21 protein-coding genes are annotated in these 16,670 nt (G+C 68.4%); 5 read left to right on the top strand and 16 right to left on the bottom strand.

The window, feature by feature from the left end:
• Nucleotides 1-430 precede the first annotated feature (430 nt).
• Genes gshB through rsmI form a run of 5 tightly spaced genes read right to left on the bottom strand, consistent with a single transcriptional unit; the run spans nucleotide 431 to nucleotide 4,290 of the window.
• A complete protein-coding gene (gshB, locus tag CP958_RS14290; protein WP_096702612.1) occupies nucleotides 431-1,396 on the bottom strand; it encodes a glutathione synthase in 966 nt (321 codons plus the stop codon).
• Nucleotides 1,397-1,413: 17 nt separating this feature from the next.
• Entirely contained in the window at nucleotides 1,414-2,262 is an 849-nt protein-coding gene (locus CP958_RS14285; protein ID WP_096702610.1) for a transglutaminase-like domain-containing protein, read from the bottom strand.
• A complete protein-coding gene (locus CP958_RS14280; RefSeq protein ID WP_096702608.1) occupies nucleotides 2,262-2,870 on the bottom strand; it encodes a BON domain-containing protein in 609 nt (202 codons plus the stop codon). Before CP958_RS14280 ends, CP958_RS14285 begins: the two co-directional genes overlap by 1 nt.
• 56 nt (nucleotides 2,871-2,926) lie before the next feature.
• Nucleotides 2,927-3,316: a YraN family protein gene (locus CP958_RS14275; RefSeq protein WP_096702606.1), complete on the bottom strand. Its 390-nt coding sequence runs from the start codon at nucleotides 3,314-3,316 to the stop codon at nucleotides 2,927-2,929.
• Nucleotides 3,313-4,290 (bottom strand): 16S rRNA (cytidine(1402)-2'-O)-methyltransferase, encoded by a 978-nt coding sequence (rsmI, locus tag CP958_RS14270; protein WP_242442902.1) that lies wholly within the window; start codon nucleotides 4,288-4,290, stop codon nucleotides 3,313-3,315. Before rsmI ends, CP958_RS14275 begins: the two co-directional genes overlap by 4 nt.
• Before the next feature lie 164 nt (nucleotides 4,291-4,454).
• On the opposite strand from rsmI, the gene CP958_RS14265 reads away from it, so the two are divergent.
• A complete protein-coding gene (locus CP958_RS14265) occupies nucleotides 4,455-5,627 on the top strand; it encodes a penicillin-binding protein activator (RefSeq protein ID WP_242442901.1) in 1,173 nt (390 codons plus the stop codon).
• 321 nt (nucleotides 5,628-5,948) lie between these two features.
• Here the strand turns inward: CP958_RS14265 and hemW are convergent, their stop codons facing one another.
• From hemW to rph, 3 genes are read right to left on the bottom strand one after another with little or no spacing between them, the layout of a single operon-like run.
• Entirely contained in the window at nucleotides 5,949-7,076 is a 1,128-nt protein-coding gene (gene hemW / locus CP958_RS14260; RefSeq protein WP_096702602.1) for a radical SAM family heme chaperone HemW, read from the bottom strand.
• A gap of 25 nt (nucleotides 7,077-7,101) precedes the next feature.
• Nucleotides 7,102-7,707: an RdgB/HAM1 family non-canonical purine NTP pyrophosphatase gene (gene rdgB / locus CP958_RS14255; RefSeq protein ID WP_096702600.1), complete on the bottom strand. Its 606-nt coding sequence runs from the start codon at nucleotides 7,705-7,707 to the stop codon at nucleotides 7,102-7,104.
• Nucleotides 7,704-8,423, bottom strand: coding sequence for a ribonuclease PH (rph, locus tag CP958_RS14250; protein ID WP_096702598.1), 720 nt, complete (start codon nucleotides 8,421-8,423; stop codon nucleotides 7,704-7,706). The genes rdgB and rph overlap by 4 nt, the downstream gene beginning before the upstream one ends.
• Nucleotides 8,424-8,568: 145 nt before the next feature.
• Between rph and hrcA the strand changes: the two genes are divergently transcribed.
• Together hrcA and grpE are read left to right on the top strand one after the other, a co-directional pair.
• Nucleotides 8,569-9,633, top strand: coding sequence for a heat-inducible transcriptional repressor HrcA (gene hrcA / locus CP958_RS14245; RefSeq protein ID WP_096702596.1), 1,065 nt, complete (start codon nucleotides 8,569-8,571; stop codon nucleotides 9,631-9,633).
• 33 nt (nucleotides 9,634-9,666) lie between these two features.
• A complete protein-coding gene (gene grpE / locus CP958_RS14240; RefSeq protein ID WP_096702594.1) occupies nucleotides 9,667-10,260 on the top strand; it encodes a nucleotide exchange factor GrpE in 594 nt (197 codons plus the stop codon).
• Between the two features lie 52 nt (nucleotides 10,261-10,312).
• On the opposite strand, the gene CP958_RS14235 is transcribed toward grpE, so the two are convergent.
• Together CP958_RS14235 and dapB are read right to left on the bottom strand one after the other, a co-directional pair.
• Complete coding sequence (locus tag CP958_RS14235) at nucleotides 10,313-10,495, bottom strand: hypothetical protein (protein WP_096702592.1); 183 nt, start codon at nucleotides 10,493-10,495, stop codon at nucleotides 10,313-10,315.
• A 3-nt stretch (nucleotides 10,496-10,498) separates the two neighbouring features.
• Complete coding sequence (gene dapB, locus CP958_RS14230) at nucleotides 10,499-11,296, bottom strand: 4-hydroxy-tetrahydrodipicolinate reductase (protein ID WP_096702590.1); 798 nt, start codon at nucleotides 11,294-11,296, stop codon at nucleotides 10,499-10,501.
• Nucleotides 11,297-11,524: 228 nt separating this feature from the next.
• Here dapB and CP958_RS14225 point away from each other — a divergent pair, with 228 nt between their 5' ends.
• Nucleotides 11,525-12,460 carry a transposase gene (locus CP958_RS14225; RefSeq protein WP_096703048.1) on the top strand — a complete coding sequence of 312 codons (936 nt, stop codon included), beginning with the start codon at nucleotides 11,525-11,527 and terminating at the stop codon, nucleotides 12,458-12,460.
• Nucleotides 12,461-12,477: 17 nt separating this feature from the next.
• Here the strand turns inward: CP958_RS14225 and CP958_RS14220 are convergent, their stop codons facing one another.
• From CP958_RS14220 to CP958_RS14200, 6 genes are all read right to left on the bottom strand, one after another.
• Nucleotides 12,478-12,831: a helix-turn-helix domain-containing protein gene (locus tag CP958_RS14220; protein WP_096702588.1), complete on the bottom strand. Its 354-nt coding sequence runs from the start codon at nucleotides 12,829-12,831 to the stop codon at nucleotides 12,478-12,480.
• A complete protein-coding gene (locus tag CP958_RS27035; protein WP_242442900.1) occupies nucleotides 12,828-13,106 on the bottom strand; it encodes a Smr/MutS family protein in 279 nt (92 codons plus the stop codon). Before CP958_RS27035 ends, CP958_RS14220 begins: the two co-directional genes overlap by 4 nt.
• A 64-nt stretch (nucleotides 13,107-13,170) precedes the next feature.
• Nucleotides 13,171-13,416 (bottom strand): hypothetical protein, encoded by a 246-nt coding sequence (locus CP958_RS27030; protein ID WP_242442899.1) that lies wholly within the window; start codon nucleotides 13,414-13,416, stop codon nucleotides 13,171-13,173.
• Nucleotides 13,413-14,162, bottom strand: coding sequence for a hypothetical protein (locus CP958_RS14210; RefSeq protein ID WP_096702586.1), 750 nt, complete (start codon nucleotides 14,160-14,162; stop codon nucleotides 13,413-13,415). The genes CP958_RS27030 and CP958_RS14210 overlap by 4 nt, the downstream gene beginning before the upstream one ends.
• A gap of 70 nt (nucleotides 14,163-14,232) precedes the next feature.
• Nucleotides 14,233-15,414, bottom strand: a complete 1,182-nt coding sequence (locus CP958_RS14205; protein ID WP_096702584.1) for a murein transglycosylase A — start codon at nucleotides 15,412-15,414, stop codon at nucleotides 14,233-14,235.
• The gene (locus CP958_RS14200; protein ID WP_096702582.1) at nucleotides 15,411-16,070 is read right to left on the bottom strand and encodes a Tim44/TimA family putative adaptor protein; all 660 of its coding nucleotides are present in this window, start codon (nucleotides 16,068-16,070) and stop codon (nucleotides 15,411-15,413) included. The genes CP958_RS14205 and CP958_RS14200 overlap by 4 nt, the downstream gene beginning before the upstream one ends.
• Nucleotides 16,071-16,137: 67 nt before the next feature.
• Between CP958_RS14200 and CP958_RS14195 the strand changes: the two genes are divergently transcribed.
• The gene (locus tag CP958_RS14195) at nucleotides 16,138-16,623 is read left to right on the top strand and encodes an FxsA family protein (protein ID WP_096702580.1); all 486 of its coding nucleotides are present in this window, start codon (nucleotides 16,138-16,140) and stop codon (nucleotides 16,621-16,623) included.
• Nucleotides 16,624-16,670: the final 47 nt, after the last annotated feature.

The raw sequence follows: 16,670 nt of genomic DNA, 5'->3' as shown, positions 1-16,670 counted from the left end.
GCCGGTCGTCGCGCTCCGCGCGTGGCATCGGTGGGGCGCGGCACCGATGCCGGGCGGTCCGACGGGACCCCGACGGGGCGCGGAAGGGTGTTTCCGTCACCGTCCCATGTGGTCGGGCCGGGAAGGGACAGATCGCTTTAAAGATGCGGACCGGCGGCGATGGCTTCCGGGGGAGACGGATCGCCGCGAAGGCGGCATACCCGGCGAGCCGGTGGTGAGGGGTGGGAATATAGGAATAAACACCGCCATGTCGCCACGAGGCCGTATGGTGGGGTCCTTGCGGCCAATCGGGCCACCGACCCCTCAACCGCGATTGCAGTTGAGGGGTCATGGCAACCGGATTTTCCCAACCACAAACGCAGTCGCAGACGTCCGACAGGGCCGTCCGCAACTGCATGCGTTGATCGCGCGGGGACTCTCTTAAGGAATATCAGGCGGTTGCCGCGCCGGGTGAACCTGCCCTGCGAAGCTCGATGGCATCCCAGATCAGGCCCTCGATGCACACGCCATCGAACCGATCGATCTGCTGGATGCCGGTGGGCGAGGTCACGTTGATCTCGGTGAGGTAATCGCCGATGACGTCGATGCCCACGAAGATCAGGCCGCGCTCCTTGAGGGTGGGGCCGATGGCCTCGCAGATCTCGCGGTCGCGGGCGGTGAGAACGCTGGCCTTGGCGGTGCCGCCCACGTGCAGGTTCGAGCGGGCCTCGCCCTCGGCCGGCACGCGGTTGACGGCGCCCACCGCCACGCCGTCCACCAAGATGATGCGCTTGTCGCCCTGGCGCACCTCGGGCAGATAGCGCTGGACCATCACCGGCTCGCGGTAGAGCTGGGTGAACATCTCCAGCAGGGAATTGAGGTTTTCGTCGCCGGGCAGCAGGTGGAAGACGCCGGCGCCGCCGTTGCCGAACAGCGGCTTGACGATGATGTCCTTGTGCTCATCCCTGAAATCCATGATCTGCTCGCGGTCCGAGGTGATCAGGGTCGGCGGCATCAGGCCGCCGAAATGGGTGACCAGCAGCTTTTCCGGGGCGTTGCGCACATGGGTGGGGTCGTTGACCACCAGGGTGCGGGGGTGAATGTGGTCCAGCAGGTGGGTGGCGGTGATATAGGCCATGTCGAAGGGCGGGTCCTGGCGCATCAGCACCACGTCCATGCCGGCCAGATCGACGGTGCGGGCCTCGCCCAGGGTGAAGTGATCGTCCCTGACCCGGCGGACTGAGAGCGGCCGCACCCGGGCCAGGACACGGCCATTGCGCAGCGCCAGATCGCGCGGTAGGTAATGGAACAGGGTATGGCCCCGCTTTTCGGCCTCCAGCGCCAGCACGAAGGTGGAATCGGCATCGATGTCGATGGACTCGATGGGATCCATCTGGATGGCGACGGCAAGGCTCATGATCGGGTCCTTCTGTTTTAGTGCATTCGACGCTTGAGTTCGGCCAGCAGGGCCAGGGTCCGGGCCTTGGCCTGGGCGCTGGGGGTGCGGCTGAGGAATTGCTCCAGCGCCGCGATGGCCTGGGCGGTGTGGTCGAGCCGCATGTGCATCAGCCCGGCCTCGCGCCACAGCAAGGCGGCGTCGGGCGCCACCAGCAGCAGGGATTCCACCATGGCCAGGGCGCGCTCCACATGGCCCAGGCGCAACAGGCGCAGCTTGGCGGCATTGCCCAGGCGCAGCAGCAGGTCGCGGTTGCTCATGGCCGCGTAATGGGCGGGTTCCAGTTCCGCCTCCAGGCCAGCGGCGGCCTTGAGCATGGCCCGCAGATCGGGCGGGGCCAGCGCCTGGCCGCCGCCCAGGGGATCGACGATCACCCGGCTGCCGTCGTCAAGGCCCAGGCGCAGCAGGAAATGGGCGGGAAAGGCCAATCCCTCGGCCACCATGCCGGCACGACGGGTGACGGCCAGGGCCAGCAGGCCGATGGCGTCGTTGCCGCCCCGACGGCGGTCCATGACGGTCAGCAGGTCGAGGTCGCCCAATTCCTCGTCCTCGCCGTCATCGCCGTGGAAGCGGTGGCGGCGTCCCAGCAGGTGGAACAGCCGCAGGGCCAGGGCCTGGGCATGGTCGCACTCTCCCGCCTCGGCGCGCAACTCGGCGGCCATGCCGTCGAGCAGGGCCAGATAGGGGGCGATGTCCAGGGGCGCCCCCCGGCCGGCCCGCCCCAGGGCGGCCAGCAGCAGGGCCGGTTCCGCCGGGTCCAGGTCGCGGTCGTCCACCCGGCCCAGGGCCGTCAGGCGTTCGCGGACCCGGGCGGCGGTCTCGGTCATCAGCCGCCGTTCCGCCGGGGATCGGTCTTGAGGCGCACATGGCTGATCACCCGCTTGACCCCGCTGACGTCGCGGGCATGGGCGATCACCCGGTCAAGCTCGGTGCTGCTCTGGGCGATGCCCAGCAGGTAGACCACCGAATCGGTCACATCGATGATGTAGTTGATGTTCTTGACCTCGCCGTCGGTGAGCAGCCGGGCCTTCAGCTTGTTCTGAATCCACAGGTCGTTGGCCTGATCCCAGCCGGATTCGCCGGCCGCCACCACCTGGATCTCGTTCAGCACCTCCTTGACGCCGCCCACCTGCCAGGACAGGCGCACCGCGTCGGCGCGGGCCTGCTCGGTGGCGACCATGCCGGTCAGCATCACCCGGCCTTCCGAGATGTTGAGCGTGACCTTGCGGTACATCTCCACATCCTTCTGGAACCATAAATTATTGATTTCAGTCCTGATTTTCAGATCGTCGATGGCGCCGTCGATGCCGCGCTCCTCGGCGGCGGCCACGCCGGCGGTGGCGCCGGCCCCCACCACGGTGGCGGCGCAGCCGGACAACAGGCCACCCATGGCGGCGATGATCAGGACGTTGAGCAGCGGTCGAACCCCGGTCACGGATGACTCCCTTCAAAAACGGCGACTTTCCGGCAGTGTACGGCCTGGAAGAGTCGCTAATCAATTCTCCAAGCGTCGGGGATATGGCGAGGCAAACGCCAGGGGGCGATCAGCACCATGTCGAAGCGCACGCCGCATCCGGCCAGCTCGGGCCGCCGGGCCAGGAAGGCGGCGGCGGCGCGCTGGATGCGCTGTCTTTGGAAAGATGTAAGAGATTCAATGGCTTGATCGAAAGTTGCCCGGCGCTTCACCTCGATGAAGGCGACCAGATCGCCGCGCCGGGCCACCAGATCCACCTCGCCCGCTCCCGATCCCCGGCCGGATTTCAGGCCTTTGGTCAGGATTCCATAACCCTTGAGGCGCAACCACAGTGCCGCCACCCGCTCCGCCGCCCTGCCGCGCCGTTGGGCCGCCTGACGGGGGGCCGAGGGCTGTACGGAATTCATTCCTCGTTGCCCCCTCGGAACAGTCGCAGCGCCGTGGCGTAGACATCGCGCCTCGGATGACCGGTTTCGGCGGCCACCAGGGCGGCGGCATCCTTGATGGAAAGGCCTTTCTCTACCTCGGCGCGCAGACGGCCCTCCATGTCCCGGGGGGTGCCGGCCGTGGCGGCATCGGGTCCCGAGACCACGATCGCCACCTCGCCCCGGGGGGGGGTCTCGGTGAAGCGGTGGGCCAGTTCGCCGAGCGACCCCCGGACCACTTCCTCGTGCAGCTTGGTCAATTCGCGGGTCACCGCCCCCTGCCTCTCCCCCAGCACGGTGACCATGTCGGCCAGGGACTCGGCCGTCCGGTGGGGGGATTCATAGAACACCAGGGTAGCGGGTACCCGGGCCAGTTCCTGCAGCACGGTGCGCCGCGCCGCCCCCTTGGAGGGCAGGAAGCCGGCGAACAGGAACCGTTCACTGGCGATGCCCGATAGTTGTAAAGCCGTCAGCACCGCCGAGGCGCCGGGCAGGGCGGTGACCGGGATATCCGATTCGATACAATCCCGAACCAGCTTGAATCCGGGGTCCGAGACCATGGGGGTGCCGGCGTCGGAGACCAGGGCCACCACCTGCCCCTGGCCGAGCCGGGCCAGCAGGGCGGGCCGCGCCTTGTCGGCGTTGTGGTCGTGATAGGGGGTGAGGGGGGCCTTGAGGCCCAGCAGCTGCATCAGCTTGCCGGTGACGCGGGTGTCCTCGCAGGCCACCAGATCGGCGTGGCCCAGCACCTCCAGGGCGCGCAGGGTGATGTCGCCCAGATTGCCGATGGGCGTGGCGACCAGATAGAGCCCGGCGCTCGGTTTACTTCCGCGTGCCCAGGGTCTACCTTTCGCCTCTGTTCCGCCGCTGGGCTCCGAGGCCCCGGGGCCGTCGTCCGAGGAGGATTCCCTTGCGCCGTTTGGGCTTTTCCCGGCACTCCGTCGCTGTCCTGCCATTGCTTGCCGCCATGCTGATGGTATCGGGCTGTCAACAAGCGTCAGACGTACCACCTTGGCTCGGCGGAACCAAGTCCGCTCCCCAGGCGCAACCGCTTCCCGCCCCGGTACCGCCGCCGGTCGCCGCCGGGACGGGGTCGGCGGGCAGGGCGGTTGCCGCTCCCGTGCCGCCTCCCGCCTCCGCCTCTCCGTCTCCCGCCGCCGTGCCGGAGCCGCAGGCGGAAATCGCCAGCCTGCCGCCTGCCGCCGCCCCGGCCGCTCCGGTTCGGGCCGTGCACCAGGGCGAGGTGCGCGCCGCCTTGCTGCTGCCCCTGTCGGGTTCGCAGGCCGCCATCGGCCAGGCCCTGTCCAACGCCGCCCAACTGGCCCTGTTCGAGATCGCCGACGCCAAGTTCAACCTGATCCCCCTGGACACCAAGGGCACCGCCGAGGGGGCTGCCGCCGCCGCCCAGGCGGCCATGGCCCAGGGCGCCGACATCGTCCTGGGGCCGGTATTCAGCTACGAGGTCAAGGCCGCGGCGCCCGTGATCCGTGAGCAGGCCATTCCGCTGCTGGCCTACACCACCGACCGCTCGGTGGCGGGGACCGGCATCTATGCCCTGGGCTTTCTGCCCGGTCCGCAGGTGGCGCGCGTGCTGGCCCATGCCCGCGAGCAGGGCTTGCGGCGTATCGGTGTGCTGGCGCGCTCCGACGATTACGGCCGCGCAGTGGCCGACGCCGCCAGGGAGGCCGTCGCCATCCAGGGCCTGGAACTGGTGGCGGTGGATTATTACGATCCCGCCGCCACCGATTTCACCCAGGTGGTCAAGCGTTTCTCGGCCCGCCGGGGCGTGACCCCCAAGGGCGTGCCCGGCTCGGCCTATGACGCCGTCCTGCTGCCCGATGACGGGGTGCGGCTGCGCAACATCGCCTCGCTGCTGTCCTACTACATGAGCGAGGGTGGCGCCGAGGTGCCGCGCCTGCTCGGCACCCTGCTGTGGGACGATCCCAAGCTGGCCGCCGAGCCCGCCTTGGCCGGCGGCTGGTACCCGGCCCCGTCCGCCGCCGGACACGTCGCCTTCGAGCAGCGCTACGCCAAGGCCTTCGGCACTCTGTCGCCGCGCCTGAGCGGTCTGGCCGGCATCGCCTACGATTCCGCCGCCCTGGCCGCCGCCCTGGCCCGCAACGGCATGGGCGATTACGGCTCGGCCACCTTGCAGAACCCCAACGGTTTCGCCGGGGTGGACGGCATCTTCCGCCTGGGCGCCAACGGCATCGCCGAGCGCGGCCTGACCGTCAAGGAGATCGCTCCCACCGGCGCCCGCGAGGTGGGCACGGCGCCGAGCGCGTTCCAGTAGCGTTTTGGGATTTCAGGTTCAGGTGGGAACACCCCTCCCGTCGTGGCCTGGGCTTGAGCGCCTTATCCCCCCGTGCGGGGGCGTGAAAAAGGTGGATAACCACCAAGACACCAAGGACACCAAGCGGATTTTCCCTGGGACACTCTTTGCCCAGCCATGACGGCAAGGCTGGGCGGGGTTTTCTGCTCCGCCCCCTTGGTGTTTTTGGTGCCTTGGTGGTGAAGCGGCCTATCCCCCGGCACCCGGAAACTTGAACGGGACAGCCGTGGGTCAAGCCCGGCCACGACGGGTGGGAGTGTTTCCACCCGAGTCTGGCAAATTCTAAGTCAGCAATTCGCCCAGCACGGCATTGAGCACCAGCCGCCCTCGCGGCGTGGTGCGCAGACCCAGGGCATCCTCCACCAGGAAGCCGCCCTCGATCATATTGGCGAGGCCAAGGGGGTCGAGGGCGGGCCGCACCTCGGCCAGCAGGGCGGAATCAAGGCCGTTTCGCAGCCGCAACCCCATCAGCACCAGCTCCGGCAGCCGCTCGGCGGGGCCGAGCCTGGACCGGATCTCGGTGGCATGACCGTTCCGCTCCACCTGGGCCAGCCAGGCGCCGGGCGAGCGCGCCTGGGCCAGGGCGTCGCCGCCAAAGCGGCCATGGGCGCCGGGGCCGATACCCAGCCACTCGCCGCCCCGCCAATAAGTGAGGTTATGACGGCATTCGGCGCCGGGGCGGGCGTGGTTGGAAATCTCATAGGCCGGCAGCCCGGCCCGTTCGGTCAGCTCCTGGGTCGCCTCGAACTGAGCCGTCGCCTCGTCCTCGTCGGGCAGGGCGAAGTCGCCCCGCGCGTGGGCCGGGGCGAACATGGTGCCGTCCTCGATGGTCAGCTGGTAGAGCGACAGGTGCTCGCCCGCCAGATCCAGGGCGCGGGCCAGTTCGACCCGCCATTGCGCTTCCGTCTGTCCGGGCCGCGAATAGATCAGGTCGAAGGAGATTCGGGGGAAGGTGGCCTGGGCCAGCCTCAGCGCCGCCAGCGCCTCGTCGGCCGAGTGGCGGCGGCCGAGAAAGGCCAGGGATTCCGCGTCCAGCGCCTGAATCCCCAAGGACAGACGGTTGATGCCGGCGTCCCGGAAGGCGCGGAAGCGGTCGGCCTCGACGCTGGTGGGATTGGCCTCCAGGGTCACTTCCAGATCGGGGGCGGGTGCCCAGCGGCTGCGGATGGCCGCCACCAGGGCGCCGGCCGTCTCCGGCTCCATCAGCGATGGCGTGCCGCCGCCGAAAAACACGCTGGTGGGGATGCGGTCGGGAGTTTCGGCGGCGAAATGATCCAGCTCGGCCAGCAGGGCCTTGCGCCAGCGTCCATGGTCGGTGGATTGGGCGGCATGGCTGTTGAAGTCGCAATAGGGGCACTTCGACAGGCAGAACGGCCAGTGGATGTAGATGCCGAAGCCGGGGGCGGTCATGGGCGACAGCGCAACAGGGCTAAGCTCAACCCTTGCCGAAACACGCCGCCACCAGCTTGGTGAAGGCATCGGCCCGATGGCTGATGGCGTGCTTGGCGGCGGCCTCCATCTCGCCGAAGGTCAGCGTACCGCCCTTGGGCAGGAAGATGGGGTCGTAGCCGAAGCCGTTGGAGCCCTTGGGCGGCCAGACGATGTCGCCTTCCACCGTGCCCTCGAAGGTCTCGCAATGACCGTCGGGCCAGGCCAGCGCCAGGGCGCAGACGAAGCGGGCGGTGCGATCCCTCTCGTTGCCCATGGCGGTGTGGACCTTGGCCATGGCGAAGTCGAAATCCTTGGATTCCCCCGCCCAGCGGGCCGAGTAGATGCCCGGCGCCCCGGCCAGGGCATCCACCGCCAGGCCGGAATCATCGGCCAAGGCGGGAAGACCGGCGGCCGAGGCGGCGGCGCGGGCCTTCAGCTCGGCATTGGCGACGAAGGTCTCGCCGGTCTCTTCCGGCTCGGGCAGGCCCAGGGTGCCGGCCGACACCACCTCGGTACCGAACGGGGCCAGCAATTCGCCGATCTCGCGGACCTTGCCGGCATTGTGGCTGGCGATGACCAGCCTTCCACCCTGGAACCGCCGCGCGCTCATGACAGGCCCAGGGCCTTCTTCTGCGCCTCGACCAGCTGGCGGATGCCCGCCTCGGCCAGATCGGTGAGCTCGAGGAACTGGGCGCGCGAGAACGGACGCTCCTCGGCGGTGCCCTGAATCTCGACGATGCCGCCGGTGCCGGTCATGACGAAATTGGCGTCGGCCTGGGCGTTGGAATCCTCCGGGTAATCCAGGTCGAGCACGGCGGTGCCCTCGTAGATGCCGCAGGAGATGGCGGCCACATGGTCGGTGAGCGGCACGCTTTTCAGCAGTTCCAGGCGCACCAGCCGCTGGAAGGCCAGATGCAGGGCGACGAAGGCGCCGGTGATGGAGGCGGTGCGCGTGCCGCCGTCGGCCTGCAGCACGTCGCAGTCGATCTTGATCTGGCGCTCGCCCATGGCGGCAAGATCGGTGACCGAACGCAACGAGCGGCCGATCAGGCGCTGAATCTCGTGGGTACGGCCCGATTGCTTGCCCTTGGCGGCTTCGCGGTCGGTGCGGGTGTGGGTCGAGCGGGGCAGCATGCCGTATTCGGCGGTGACCCAGCCCTTGCCGGTGTTGCGCAGGAAGGGCGGAACCTTCTCTTCCACCGAGGCGGTGCACAGCACGTGGGTGTCGCCGAACTTGGCGATGCACGAGCCCTCGGCATGGCGTGACACGCCGGTTTCCAGGATGACGGTACGAAGCTGGTCGGGGGCGCGGCCGGACGGTCTCATGCTTATGGAAGTCCTCTAAGGGGGAAGAGGCGGCAAGCTACCTCCATATGGTGGGTTCCGTCCACAATCTCGACCCCCCGACATTGACGAGGGGGCGAGGCGCCACTAGATTTTCGCCGCACCGGAGAACGCTCCAGGAAACCCAATGCCACGGACCAAGGGACCCGTCATCACCGAGCTGAACGACCGATCGCGGGAAATCTTCCGCCAGATCGTGGAAGCCTATGTGGAGACGGGCGAGCCCATCGGCTCGCGTACCCTGTCGCGCCGCCTGACCCTTTCCCTGTCGCCGGCCACCATCCGCAACGTCATGGCCGACCTGGAAGATTTCGGCCTGCTCTATGCGCCCCACACCTCGGCCGGGCGGCTGCCCACCCAGGCGGGCATGCGTCTGTTCGTCAACGGCCTGCTGGAAGTGGGCCGCATGGCCGATGCCGAGCGCTCGGCCATCGATGCCCAGTGCAAGGCGGCCGGCCGTTCCATGGAGCAGGTGCTGGGCGAGGCGCTGGGCGCGCTGTCCGGCCTGTCGCGCTGCGCCGGCGTGGTGGTGGCGCCCAAGATCCAGCGCACGCTGAAGCACGTGGAATTCGTCTGGCTGGGCCGCAACCGCGCCCTGGTGGTGCTGGTCACCGAGGACGGCATGGTGGAGAACCGCATCCTCGACCTGCCCGACGGCGTCGAGATGTCCACCCTGGTGGAGGCGGGCAACTATCTCAATGCCCGGCTGGCCGGCCGGTCCCTCGACGAGGTACGCGAGGAGATCACCGCCGAGCTGGAGCATCAGCGCACCTTGCTGGATTCGCTGACCAAGCGGGTGATCGAGGCCGGGCTGGCCACCTGGGCCGGTGGCGAGAGCCATTCGGCGCTCATCGTGCGCGGCCAGTCGCACCTGCTGGAAGACGTCACCGCCGTCGAGGATCTGGAGCGCATCCGCGGCCTGTTCGAGGCGCTGGAGACCTCGGAGCAGTTCCTGCGCCTGGTGGACCTGACCCGGGTCGCCGACGGGGTGCAGATCTTCATCGGCGCCGAAAGCGATCTGTTCGGCGTCACCGGCTGTTCCATGGTGGTGGCGCCCTATCGCGACGCCCGCGAGCGCATCGTGGGCGCCATCGGGGTGATCGGCCCGCAGCGCATCAATTACGCCCGCATCATTCCCATGGTCGATTACACCGCCAAGGTGATCGGCCGTCTGATCGGGCAACCCACCTGACCATTAACCCCAAGATATCGAGAGAGCTTGATTATGACCCAGGATCAGACTGCTGAGCAGACGCCCGCCGCCGAGAGCGCCGAACCGGCCGCCGAATCCGCTGTTCCGCCGGCCGCCGAGTCCGATCACATCGCCGAGCTTGAGGCCGAGATCGCCCGCTTGAAGAACGACGTGCTCTATGCCAAGGCCGAGACCGAGAATACCCGGCGCCGCCTGGAGCAGCAGGCCGAGGATCGCGGCAAGTACGCCATCTCCAACATCGCCAAGGATGTGCTGTCGGTGGCCGACAACCTGCGCCGCGCCCTGGATTCGGTGCCGGCCACGGCGCGCGAGGGCAACGAATCGCTCACCGCGCTGACCACCGGCGTCGAGATGACCGAACGCGAGCTGCTCGCCACCTTCGAGCGCTACGGCATCAAGCCGGTTTCGGCCCAGGGCGAACGTTTCGATCCCAATCTGCATCAGGCCATGATGGAGATGGAGGACCCCAGCCAGATCGAGGGCACCGTGGTGCTGGTGATGCAGGCCGGCTACACCCTGCACGACCGTCTGCTGCGCCCCGCCCTGGTGGGGGTGGCCAAGGGCGGCCCCAAGGGCGGCGGCAACAACGTGGATACGTCGGTCTGACCGGCCCCATGAAAAATCCCCCGGCCCTGGCCGGGGGATTTGTTTTTCCCGATTACCGCAGCGCGCCGTAGGTCAGCGCCCCCAGCAGCAGGGCCAGGGCGGTCATCATGCCGTAGAAGATCCTGCGGGAGAATGCCACCTCCTCGGGCGAGCTGTGCTCCCACTCCTTGTAGCGGCGCTTGACCTGCGGTTCCTGCAGGGAAGGGGTCTCCGGGGGGGTCTGCTCCTCGCTCATCCCCTAAAGCCCCAACACGTCGCGCATGGAATAAAGACCGGCCGGCCGGCCGGCGGCCCAGCGCGCCGCCCGTACGGCGCCCTTGGCGAACACGGCCCGCGACGACGCCTTATGGGTCAGCTCCACCCGCTCGCCATCGGCGGCGAACATCACCGTGTGGTCGCCCACCACGTCGCCGCCGCGCAGGGTGGCAAAGCCGATTTCGCCCTTGGGGCGTGCCCCGGTATGGCCGTCGCGACTCTTGCACCATACGCTGTCCAGCGCCACCTGCCGGCCCCTGGCCGCGGCGCGGCCCAGGCCCAGCGCCGTGCCGCTGGGGGCGTCCACCTTGTGGTGGTGGTGCATCTCGACGATTTCGATATCGTAATCCTGGTCCAGAATGGCGGCGGTGCGCTCTGTCAGCGCCATCAGCAGATTGACGCCGACGCTGAAATTGGGGGCGTAGACCATGGGAGCACTCCTGGCGGCCTCGGCCAGCCGGGCCTCGTCCTCCTTGGCGAGACCGGTGGTGCCCACCACCAGCACCTTGCCGAGTTTGGCGGCCATGGCGGCGTGGGCCAGGGTGGCGGCCGGCGCGGTGAAGTCGATCACCGCGTCCGAGGCGGCGAACAGGGCTTCGGCGTCGGCGCTCACCACGGCGCCCACCGGATCGCGGCCCAGCAGGAGTCCGAGGTCGCGGCCGATGACGTCGCTTCCGGCCCGTTCGGTGCCGCCCGAAAGCCGGCAGCCCTCGGCGGACAGTACCGCCTCCATCAGCATCCGGCCCATGCGTCCATTGCAGCCGACGATTCCGATCCTCATGTCCCGATCCTTTCCAAAAAGGCTTGTCTTATGACTTTCCGTGCCGACAGGCGAAAAAGGAACCGCTGGGAGAGGGTGGCTGCCCTCTCGTCAGCGGCGAGGGATGGATCGAGAAAAAGCGGGCCGGATTGATGGGCCGAAGCGGAGTCTGATCACCCTCGTCTTTTCCATTGGCCTGAACGGATACCCGGGGGAGAGCCCCGGATGACAAGCAGAGGCACGGAAAAGATGACCGAGACTACCATTGGCATCGACATCTCGAAAGACAGTCTCGATGCCCATCGCCTGTCAGATGGCATCAGCCGCCAGTTCGCCAACGATTCCAAGGGACACAAGGCCCTGATCGCCTGGATCGGCAAGGATGTTGCCCGCGTGGTCTTCGAGCCCACCGGCCCCTATCACCGCACATTTGAGCGTGCGCTGGCCAGAGGCGGTCTGCCGATGGTGAAGGTCAATCCCCGCCAGGCCCGGCGTTTCGCTGAGGCCGTCGGCAAGTTGGCCAAGACCGACCGCCTGGATGCCATCCTGCTGGCCAGAATGGGGGCTCTTCTCCAACTGGAAACGCGCCCGGCGCCGGACGAGACCATTGTCGAACTCAGGCAGTTCCACCTCGCCCGCGAGGCGCTGGTCAAGGATCGCACGGCGGCCAGGAACCGCGCAAAATCCCTGAGCATCACCCTGCTCAGGCGTCAGAATGCCGAGCGGCTGAAGCACATCGAGCGTCAGATCGCCGCCATCGACGCCGAATTGGAACGTCGCATCCAGGCCAATGCCGAACTTTCCCGGCGCCAGGAAATTCTGATCAGCATTCCTGGCATAGGGCGCCTGACCGCGCTTGCTCTGCTGATCGAGATGCCCGAACTCGGTGTCTTGGAACCGGGACAAGCCGCAAGTCTCGCCGGGTTGGCCCCTATTGCCCGCCAGTCCGGACGCTGGACCGGACACGCATTCATTCGCGGCGGACGGGCTGACGTCCGTCAGGCGCTCTACATGCCTGCTCTCGTCGCCATGCGCTTCAACCCTGACCTCAAGGCCAAATACCAGCAGCTCATCAGTGCTGGAAAGCCCGCCAAGCTCGCCATTACCGCAATCATGCGAAAGCTCGTCGTCCTGGCAAATGCCCTGCTCAGAGCAGGCCGTCCCTGGATACCAAAATCAGCTTGATCAACACGGATACTCCGCTACTGCTCCCCCAATACCTTCAGCAACCGCGCCACCACGTTTTCCGGCAGGTCGCGGATGGACCGGCCGAGACGGTTGGCCAGTTCGGTGTGGGCGGGGGTGAGGCCCGAGGTGTCCAGGGTCACCTTGGGATGAGACAGTTCGGCCAGGGCCTTCAGCTCCTCGGCCTCGTCCCAGATGCAGCCGAGATAGCCGCAGATCTGCATCACCAGACCGGGGGCCGGACGGCCGCGATGGCCGTGCTCCAGCGCCGAGAGATAGGCGGCGGAGATATGCAGGTCGGCGGCCATCTGGCGCAATTGGATACCCTTGGCATCGCGCAGGGCGCGGATACGGGCGCCGAACGGAGTCATGCCCGCTGCCTGCGGATCAGGACGTAGAGGGCGCCATCGCCGCCATGGCGCGGCTGGGCGTAGGAAAAGCCCAGGATACGCTCGCGCAGGGGACTCTGGTTGAGCCATCGCGGCACCTGGGCCCGCAGGACGCCGAAGCCCTGGGCTCCCTTGCCGGTCACCACCAGGACACAACGGCGCTGCGCCACCCAGCAGCGCTGGATGAAGGCGGTCAATTGGGCATGGGCCATGTCCTGGGTCAGGCCGTGCAGGTCGAGATCGGCCTCGATCTCCATCTCGCCCTTCTTGAGCCGGTCGGCGGACCGGCGGTCCAGGCCGGGGGCTCTGCCGTGATGCAGCTCACCTTGACCGTGGCGGGGTGGGCGGGGGATGGGCCGAGGGGCGGACCGGCGGCTTGCCGGGCGGCGGCGGCTCTGAAGCCACCGGCTCGGGCGCGGCCACGGCATCGGGCGGCGGATCGGCGGGAGGGGAGCGGCCGGGCAGCGGCTTGGCGTCCGACACCACCGCCTTCCACACCCGGATCTCGTCGGCGCTGACCACCCGGCGGCGGGGCTGGCGCGGCTCGACCAGACGCGACCGGGTCATTGCCTGGGCACCACCTCATCGCGCGGCGGGTCCTCGTCGGCGATGGAGGCCCAGCGATCCCCCGGCTGGGGTGTCGGCGGCGCCATGATCTCGGGTTCGGGGGCGGGAGGAGGAGGCACCGGCTGCACCGAGTCGGCCAGGGGCGCGGTCTCGATCACCATCGGTGCCGGTTCGGGCGCGGGTGAAGGGGGCGGCACCGGGGCGGCCGGCTGGGCCGGCGGCGCCGTCATGCGCGGACCGGCGGGCACCGGAGCATTGGCCATGGGCGCCTGGGCCTGGGCCTCGCCCTCGCCGAGATTGCGGCGGATGAACTTGCGCCAGTCGCCCTTGGGCGCCAGACAGGGAGCCTCGTTGACCCCCTTGACCACCAGGGCGATGCCGCCCAGTTGCCACAGAGTGACGAATTGCTGATAGCTGCCCATCAGATAGGCCAGGGCACGCATCTTCAGCCGCCAGGCCACGTAGTACTTGTTGCCGTACAGATGGGCCAGCACGCACAGCGTCATGGCGACGATACCGGTGGCAAGGCCGGTAGCCAGCAGGATGATCAGCGCCAGGGTGGCTTCGATGGTCAGCGGCAGCAGATGGTCCCAGTGCTGGTGCACCGGCGAGCCCTGGAAATCCAGGAGGCGGGGATCGGTATAGACCTGAACCTGGCCGGCACGCACCGCGGCGCACAGCTGCTCATGCAGCTGCTCCTCCTCGCGTCCCTTGCGTTCCCGCCATTCGGCCAGCAACCGGCTCATCGCCGCGATCCGTTCCGTATCAGATTTCGTTGAGGCGAAGGATGGACAAGCCGGACCCGGAAGGCAACCCTTACCTCTCGGCCAGCCGGGGAGAGCGGGCGCGGGGCAGGAACACCACCAGCCGGCCGGGGCTCTTCATCTTGCCGGCGATCTGGAAGGCGGCTTCGCCAGCCCCCCAGAACACGTCGCCGCGCACCGGTCCCTTGATGGCGGCGCCGGTATCCTGGGCCACCATCAGGCGGCGCAGCGGCTTGCCCGCCGGATCGACGCTGTCCACCCATACCGGAACGCCCAGCGGCACGAAGCGGGGATCGACGGCCAGCGAGCGCTCGGGCGTCAGCGCCACGCCCTCGGTCCCCATGGGCCCGTCGGTGCCGGCGTTGAGGCCGTAGAAGATATAGCGGGGATTACGGCCCAGCAGGGTGCGGCCTTCCTCGGGATTGGCCTTGAGCCAGGCGCGGATGGCCGGCATGGAGGTGTCGCTCCCCAGCTTGCCCTCATCCTTCATCACCTTGCCGATGCCGACGAATTTATGGCCGTTGCTGCCCGCCACGCCCAGGCGGATCACCGAGCCGTCGTCGAGGCGTACCCGGCCCGAGCCCTGAATCTGCATGATGGCCAGATCCACCGGGTCGTCGGTCCACGCCACCACGGCGGCCTTGCCGTCGATGGCGCCCCTGTCGATCTCGGCGCGGGTGGCATAGGGAACCAGACGGCCGTTCTCGACCCGGCCGACCACCTGCTCGCCCGACCAGTCGGAGCGGAACTTGCCCAGATCGGCGGTGACCAGATCGGCGGGCTTGCCGTAAATGGGCTGGGTATAGGGCGCCTTCCGCAGGCGCGAGCCCTTGATCTCCGGCTCGAAATAGCCGGTGAACAGCCCGTCGGCCTTGCCGTCATTGGTGACCTGCCAGGGGGTGAACCAGGTCTCGAACAGGGCGCGGGCGCCCTTATGGTCGCCCTCGGCCACCCGGGCGGCGGCGGAGCAGGGGGAATACCAGTCGGCGGCGGTACCGCCCACGCCCTCGAAACCGATGGATTTGTCGATGGGCAGCCGGGTGATGCGGTTGCACGATTTAAGCAGGGCCGGCAGCACCCGGGCCGATTCGTCGTCGGACCACCCGGCCAGCCGGTCGAAGGAAAGGGGCTGCAGCACCATGCGGTCGGGCCCGCCTGGGCCGGGCGCCGGTTCCGGCGTGGCGCAGGCGGCCAGGGATGCCGCCACCAGCAGCGCGGCGGCCGCTTTCCTCATGGCTCGGGGGTATGGGTGGCGGCCAGCGCCCAGTTGGGATCGGTGGCGCGGGTATCGCGGCGGAAGGTCCACAGGTCGATCACGTCGATCACCCGCTCGGGATTGCCTTCCACCACTTCGCCCTTGGCGTCGCGCAGCGCGTTGACCTGCTCGCTGACGAACCGGATGGTGAGCGCGGCGAAGCGGCCGTCCATCTGGGCCTCGATCAGTTCGGCCGAGCGGATGCCCACCAGTTCGGTCTGCAGCGTCTCGCCATGCTGGCGCCGCGCCTCGATGGCGTCGCTGAAATGACGGTAGACGTCGGGGGCCAGCAGCGGCTGCAGCGTCGCCTTGTCGCCGTGGGCGAAGGCGATGACGATCATCTCGAACGCCGCCTTGGCTCCCCCTAAGAAGCCGTCCAGGTCAAATCCCCGGTCGGCGGCGCGGATGGCCGCCAGACCCTGGCCCACCGGCGTCTCGGCCGGCGGTTCCGCCGCCGAGCGGCGGACGCTTTGCAGGTCCACCACGTTGTCGGCGGGGGTTTCCGGCGGGGTCCACTGCTCGGGCGGGCGCTCGGCGCCGGTGCGCTTGCCCAGCACGCTGCGCAGGCGCAACACCAGGAAGGCGGCGACCATGGCGAAAAAAACGATGTCGAGAAGGTGATAGCCGTCGTTCATCAGGCCAGTCCGAGGTAGGCTGCTAATCCAGTCAAAGACATAAGACGGGTTGGGGGAAAGAGCAAGCATGGCATGGGCGTTCCTGATCGGTGTGCTGACCTTGCCGGTCGCCGAGATCATGGTGTGGATCCACGTGGCCGATGCCATCGGCGGACTGGCCACCGTGGGATTGACCGTCCTGGCCATCCTGGCCGGCTCGGCCCTGCTGCGTCACGGCGGGCTGGCCATGACGCTCGACGTGCGGGCCCGGCTGGAGCGGGGCGAGCCGCCCGGCCCGGCGGTGTTCGACGGCGTCTGCGTCACCCTGGCCGGTTTCCTGCTGATGCTGCCGGGCTTCATCAGCGACGGTCTGGCGCTGCTGCTGCTGTTGCCGCCGGTCCGCGCCCTGCTGCTGCGCGCCGTGGTGGCCCGCGTCGTAAGCGTGGGACCGGGCACGACCGGTACGGGTCCCGCCGCCCAGTCCGGCCCGACGGTCATCGATGGCGAGTACGAGATCATTCCGCCGGAATCGGAACCGACTCCGCCCGTGGACCACAAGCGGCTTGAGCCGTAAAGGTGTCCGTGCTACGCCCCTTGCCAGCTTGTTGAACGACTTCCCAT

The sequence above is a fragment of the Magnetospirillum sp. 15-1 genome, from assembly GCF_900184795.1.
Classification (GTDB): Bacteria; Pseudomonadota; Alphaproteobacteria; order Rhodospirillales; family Magnetospirillaceae; genus Phaeospirillum.
The sequence above is the reverse complement of the archived record's forward strand: the minus strand, read 5'-3'. Positions and strand labels throughout refer to the sequence as shown.

What these genes read in the sequence shown, in the direction of transcription:
- rph (WP_096702598.1), bottom strand. Translation starts at nt 8,423, where the DNA reads ATGAGACCGTCCGGCCGCGCCCCCGACCAGCTTCGTACCGTCATCCTG.
- CP958_RS14195 (WP_096702580.1), top strand. Translation starts at nt 16,138, where the DNA reads ATGGCATGGGCGTTCCTGATCGGTGTGCTGACCTTGCCGGTCGCCGAG.
- CP958_RS14235 (WP_096702592.1), bottom strand. Translation starts at nt 10,495, where the DNA reads ATGAGCGAGGAGCAGACCCCCCCGGAGACCCCTTCCCTGCAGGAACCG.
- CP958_RS14210 (WP_096702586.1), bottom strand. Translation starts at nt 14,162, where the DNA reads ATGAGCCGGTTGCTGGCCGAATGGCGGGAACGCAAGGGACGCGAGGAG.
- CP958_RS14225 (WP_096703048.1), top strand. Translation starts at nt 11,525, where the DNA reads ATGACCGAGACTACCATTGGCATCGACATCTCGAAAGACAGTCTCGAT.
- rdgB (WP_096702600.1), bottom strand. Translation starts at nt 7,707, where the DNA reads ATGAGCGCGCGGCGGTTCCAGGGTGGAAGGCTGGTCATCGCCAGCCAC.
- CP958_RS14285 (WP_096702610.1), bottom strand. Translation starts at nt 2,262, where the DNA reads ATGACCGAGACCGCCGCCCGGGTCCGCGAACGCCTGACGGCCCTGGGC.
- dapB (WP_096702590.1), bottom strand. Translation starts at nt 11,296, where the DNA reads ATGAGGATCGGAATCGTCGGCTGCAATGGACGCATGGGCCGGATGCTG.
- CP958_RS14205 (WP_096702584.1), bottom strand. Translation starts at nt 15,414, where the DNA reads ATGAGGAAAGCGGCCGCCGCGCTGCTGGTGGCGGCATCCCTGGCCGCC.
- CP958_RS14275 (WP_096702606.1), bottom strand. Translation starts at nt 3,316, where the DNA reads ATGAATTCCGTACAGCCCTCGGCCCCCCGTCAGGCGGCCCAACGGCGC.
- rsmI (WP_242442902.1), bottom strand. Translation starts at nt 4,290, where the DNA reads ATGGCAGGACAGCGACGGAGTGCCGGGAAAAGCCCAAACGGCGCAAGG.
- hrcA (WP_096702596.1), top strand. Translation starts at nt 8,569, where the DNA reads ATGCCACGGACCAAGGGACCCGTCATCACCGAGCTGAACGACCGATCG.
- CP958_RS27035 (WP_242442900.1), bottom strand. Translation starts at nt 13,106, where the DNA reads ATGGAGATCGAGGCCGATCTCGACCTGCACGGCCTGACCCAGGACATG.
- CP958_RS27030 (WP_242442899.1), bottom strand. Translation starts at nt 13,416, where the DNA reads ATGACCCGGTCGCGTCTGGTCGAGCCGCGCCAGCCCCGCCGCCGGGTG.
- CP958_RS14220 (WP_096702588.1), bottom strand. Translation starts at nt 12,831, where the DNA reads ATGACTCCGTTCGGCGCCCGTATCCGCGCCCTGCGCGATGCCAAGGGT.
- CP958_RS14200 (WP_096702582.1), bottom strand. Translation starts at nt 16,070, where the DNA reads ATGAACGACGGCTATCACCTTCTCGACATCGTTTTTTTCGCCATGGTC.
- hemW (WP_096702602.1), bottom strand. Translation starts at nt 7,076, where the DNA reads ATGACCGCCCCCGGCTTCGGCATCTACATCCACTGGCCGTTCTGCCTG.
- gshB (WP_096702612.1), bottom strand. Translation starts at nt 1,396, where the DNA reads ATGAGCCTTGCCGTCGCCATCCAGATGGATCCCATCGAGTCCATCGAC.
- grpE (WP_096702594.1), top strand. Translation starts at nt 9,667, where the DNA reads ATGACCCAGGATCAGACTGCTGAGCAGACGCCCGCCGCCGAGAGCGCC.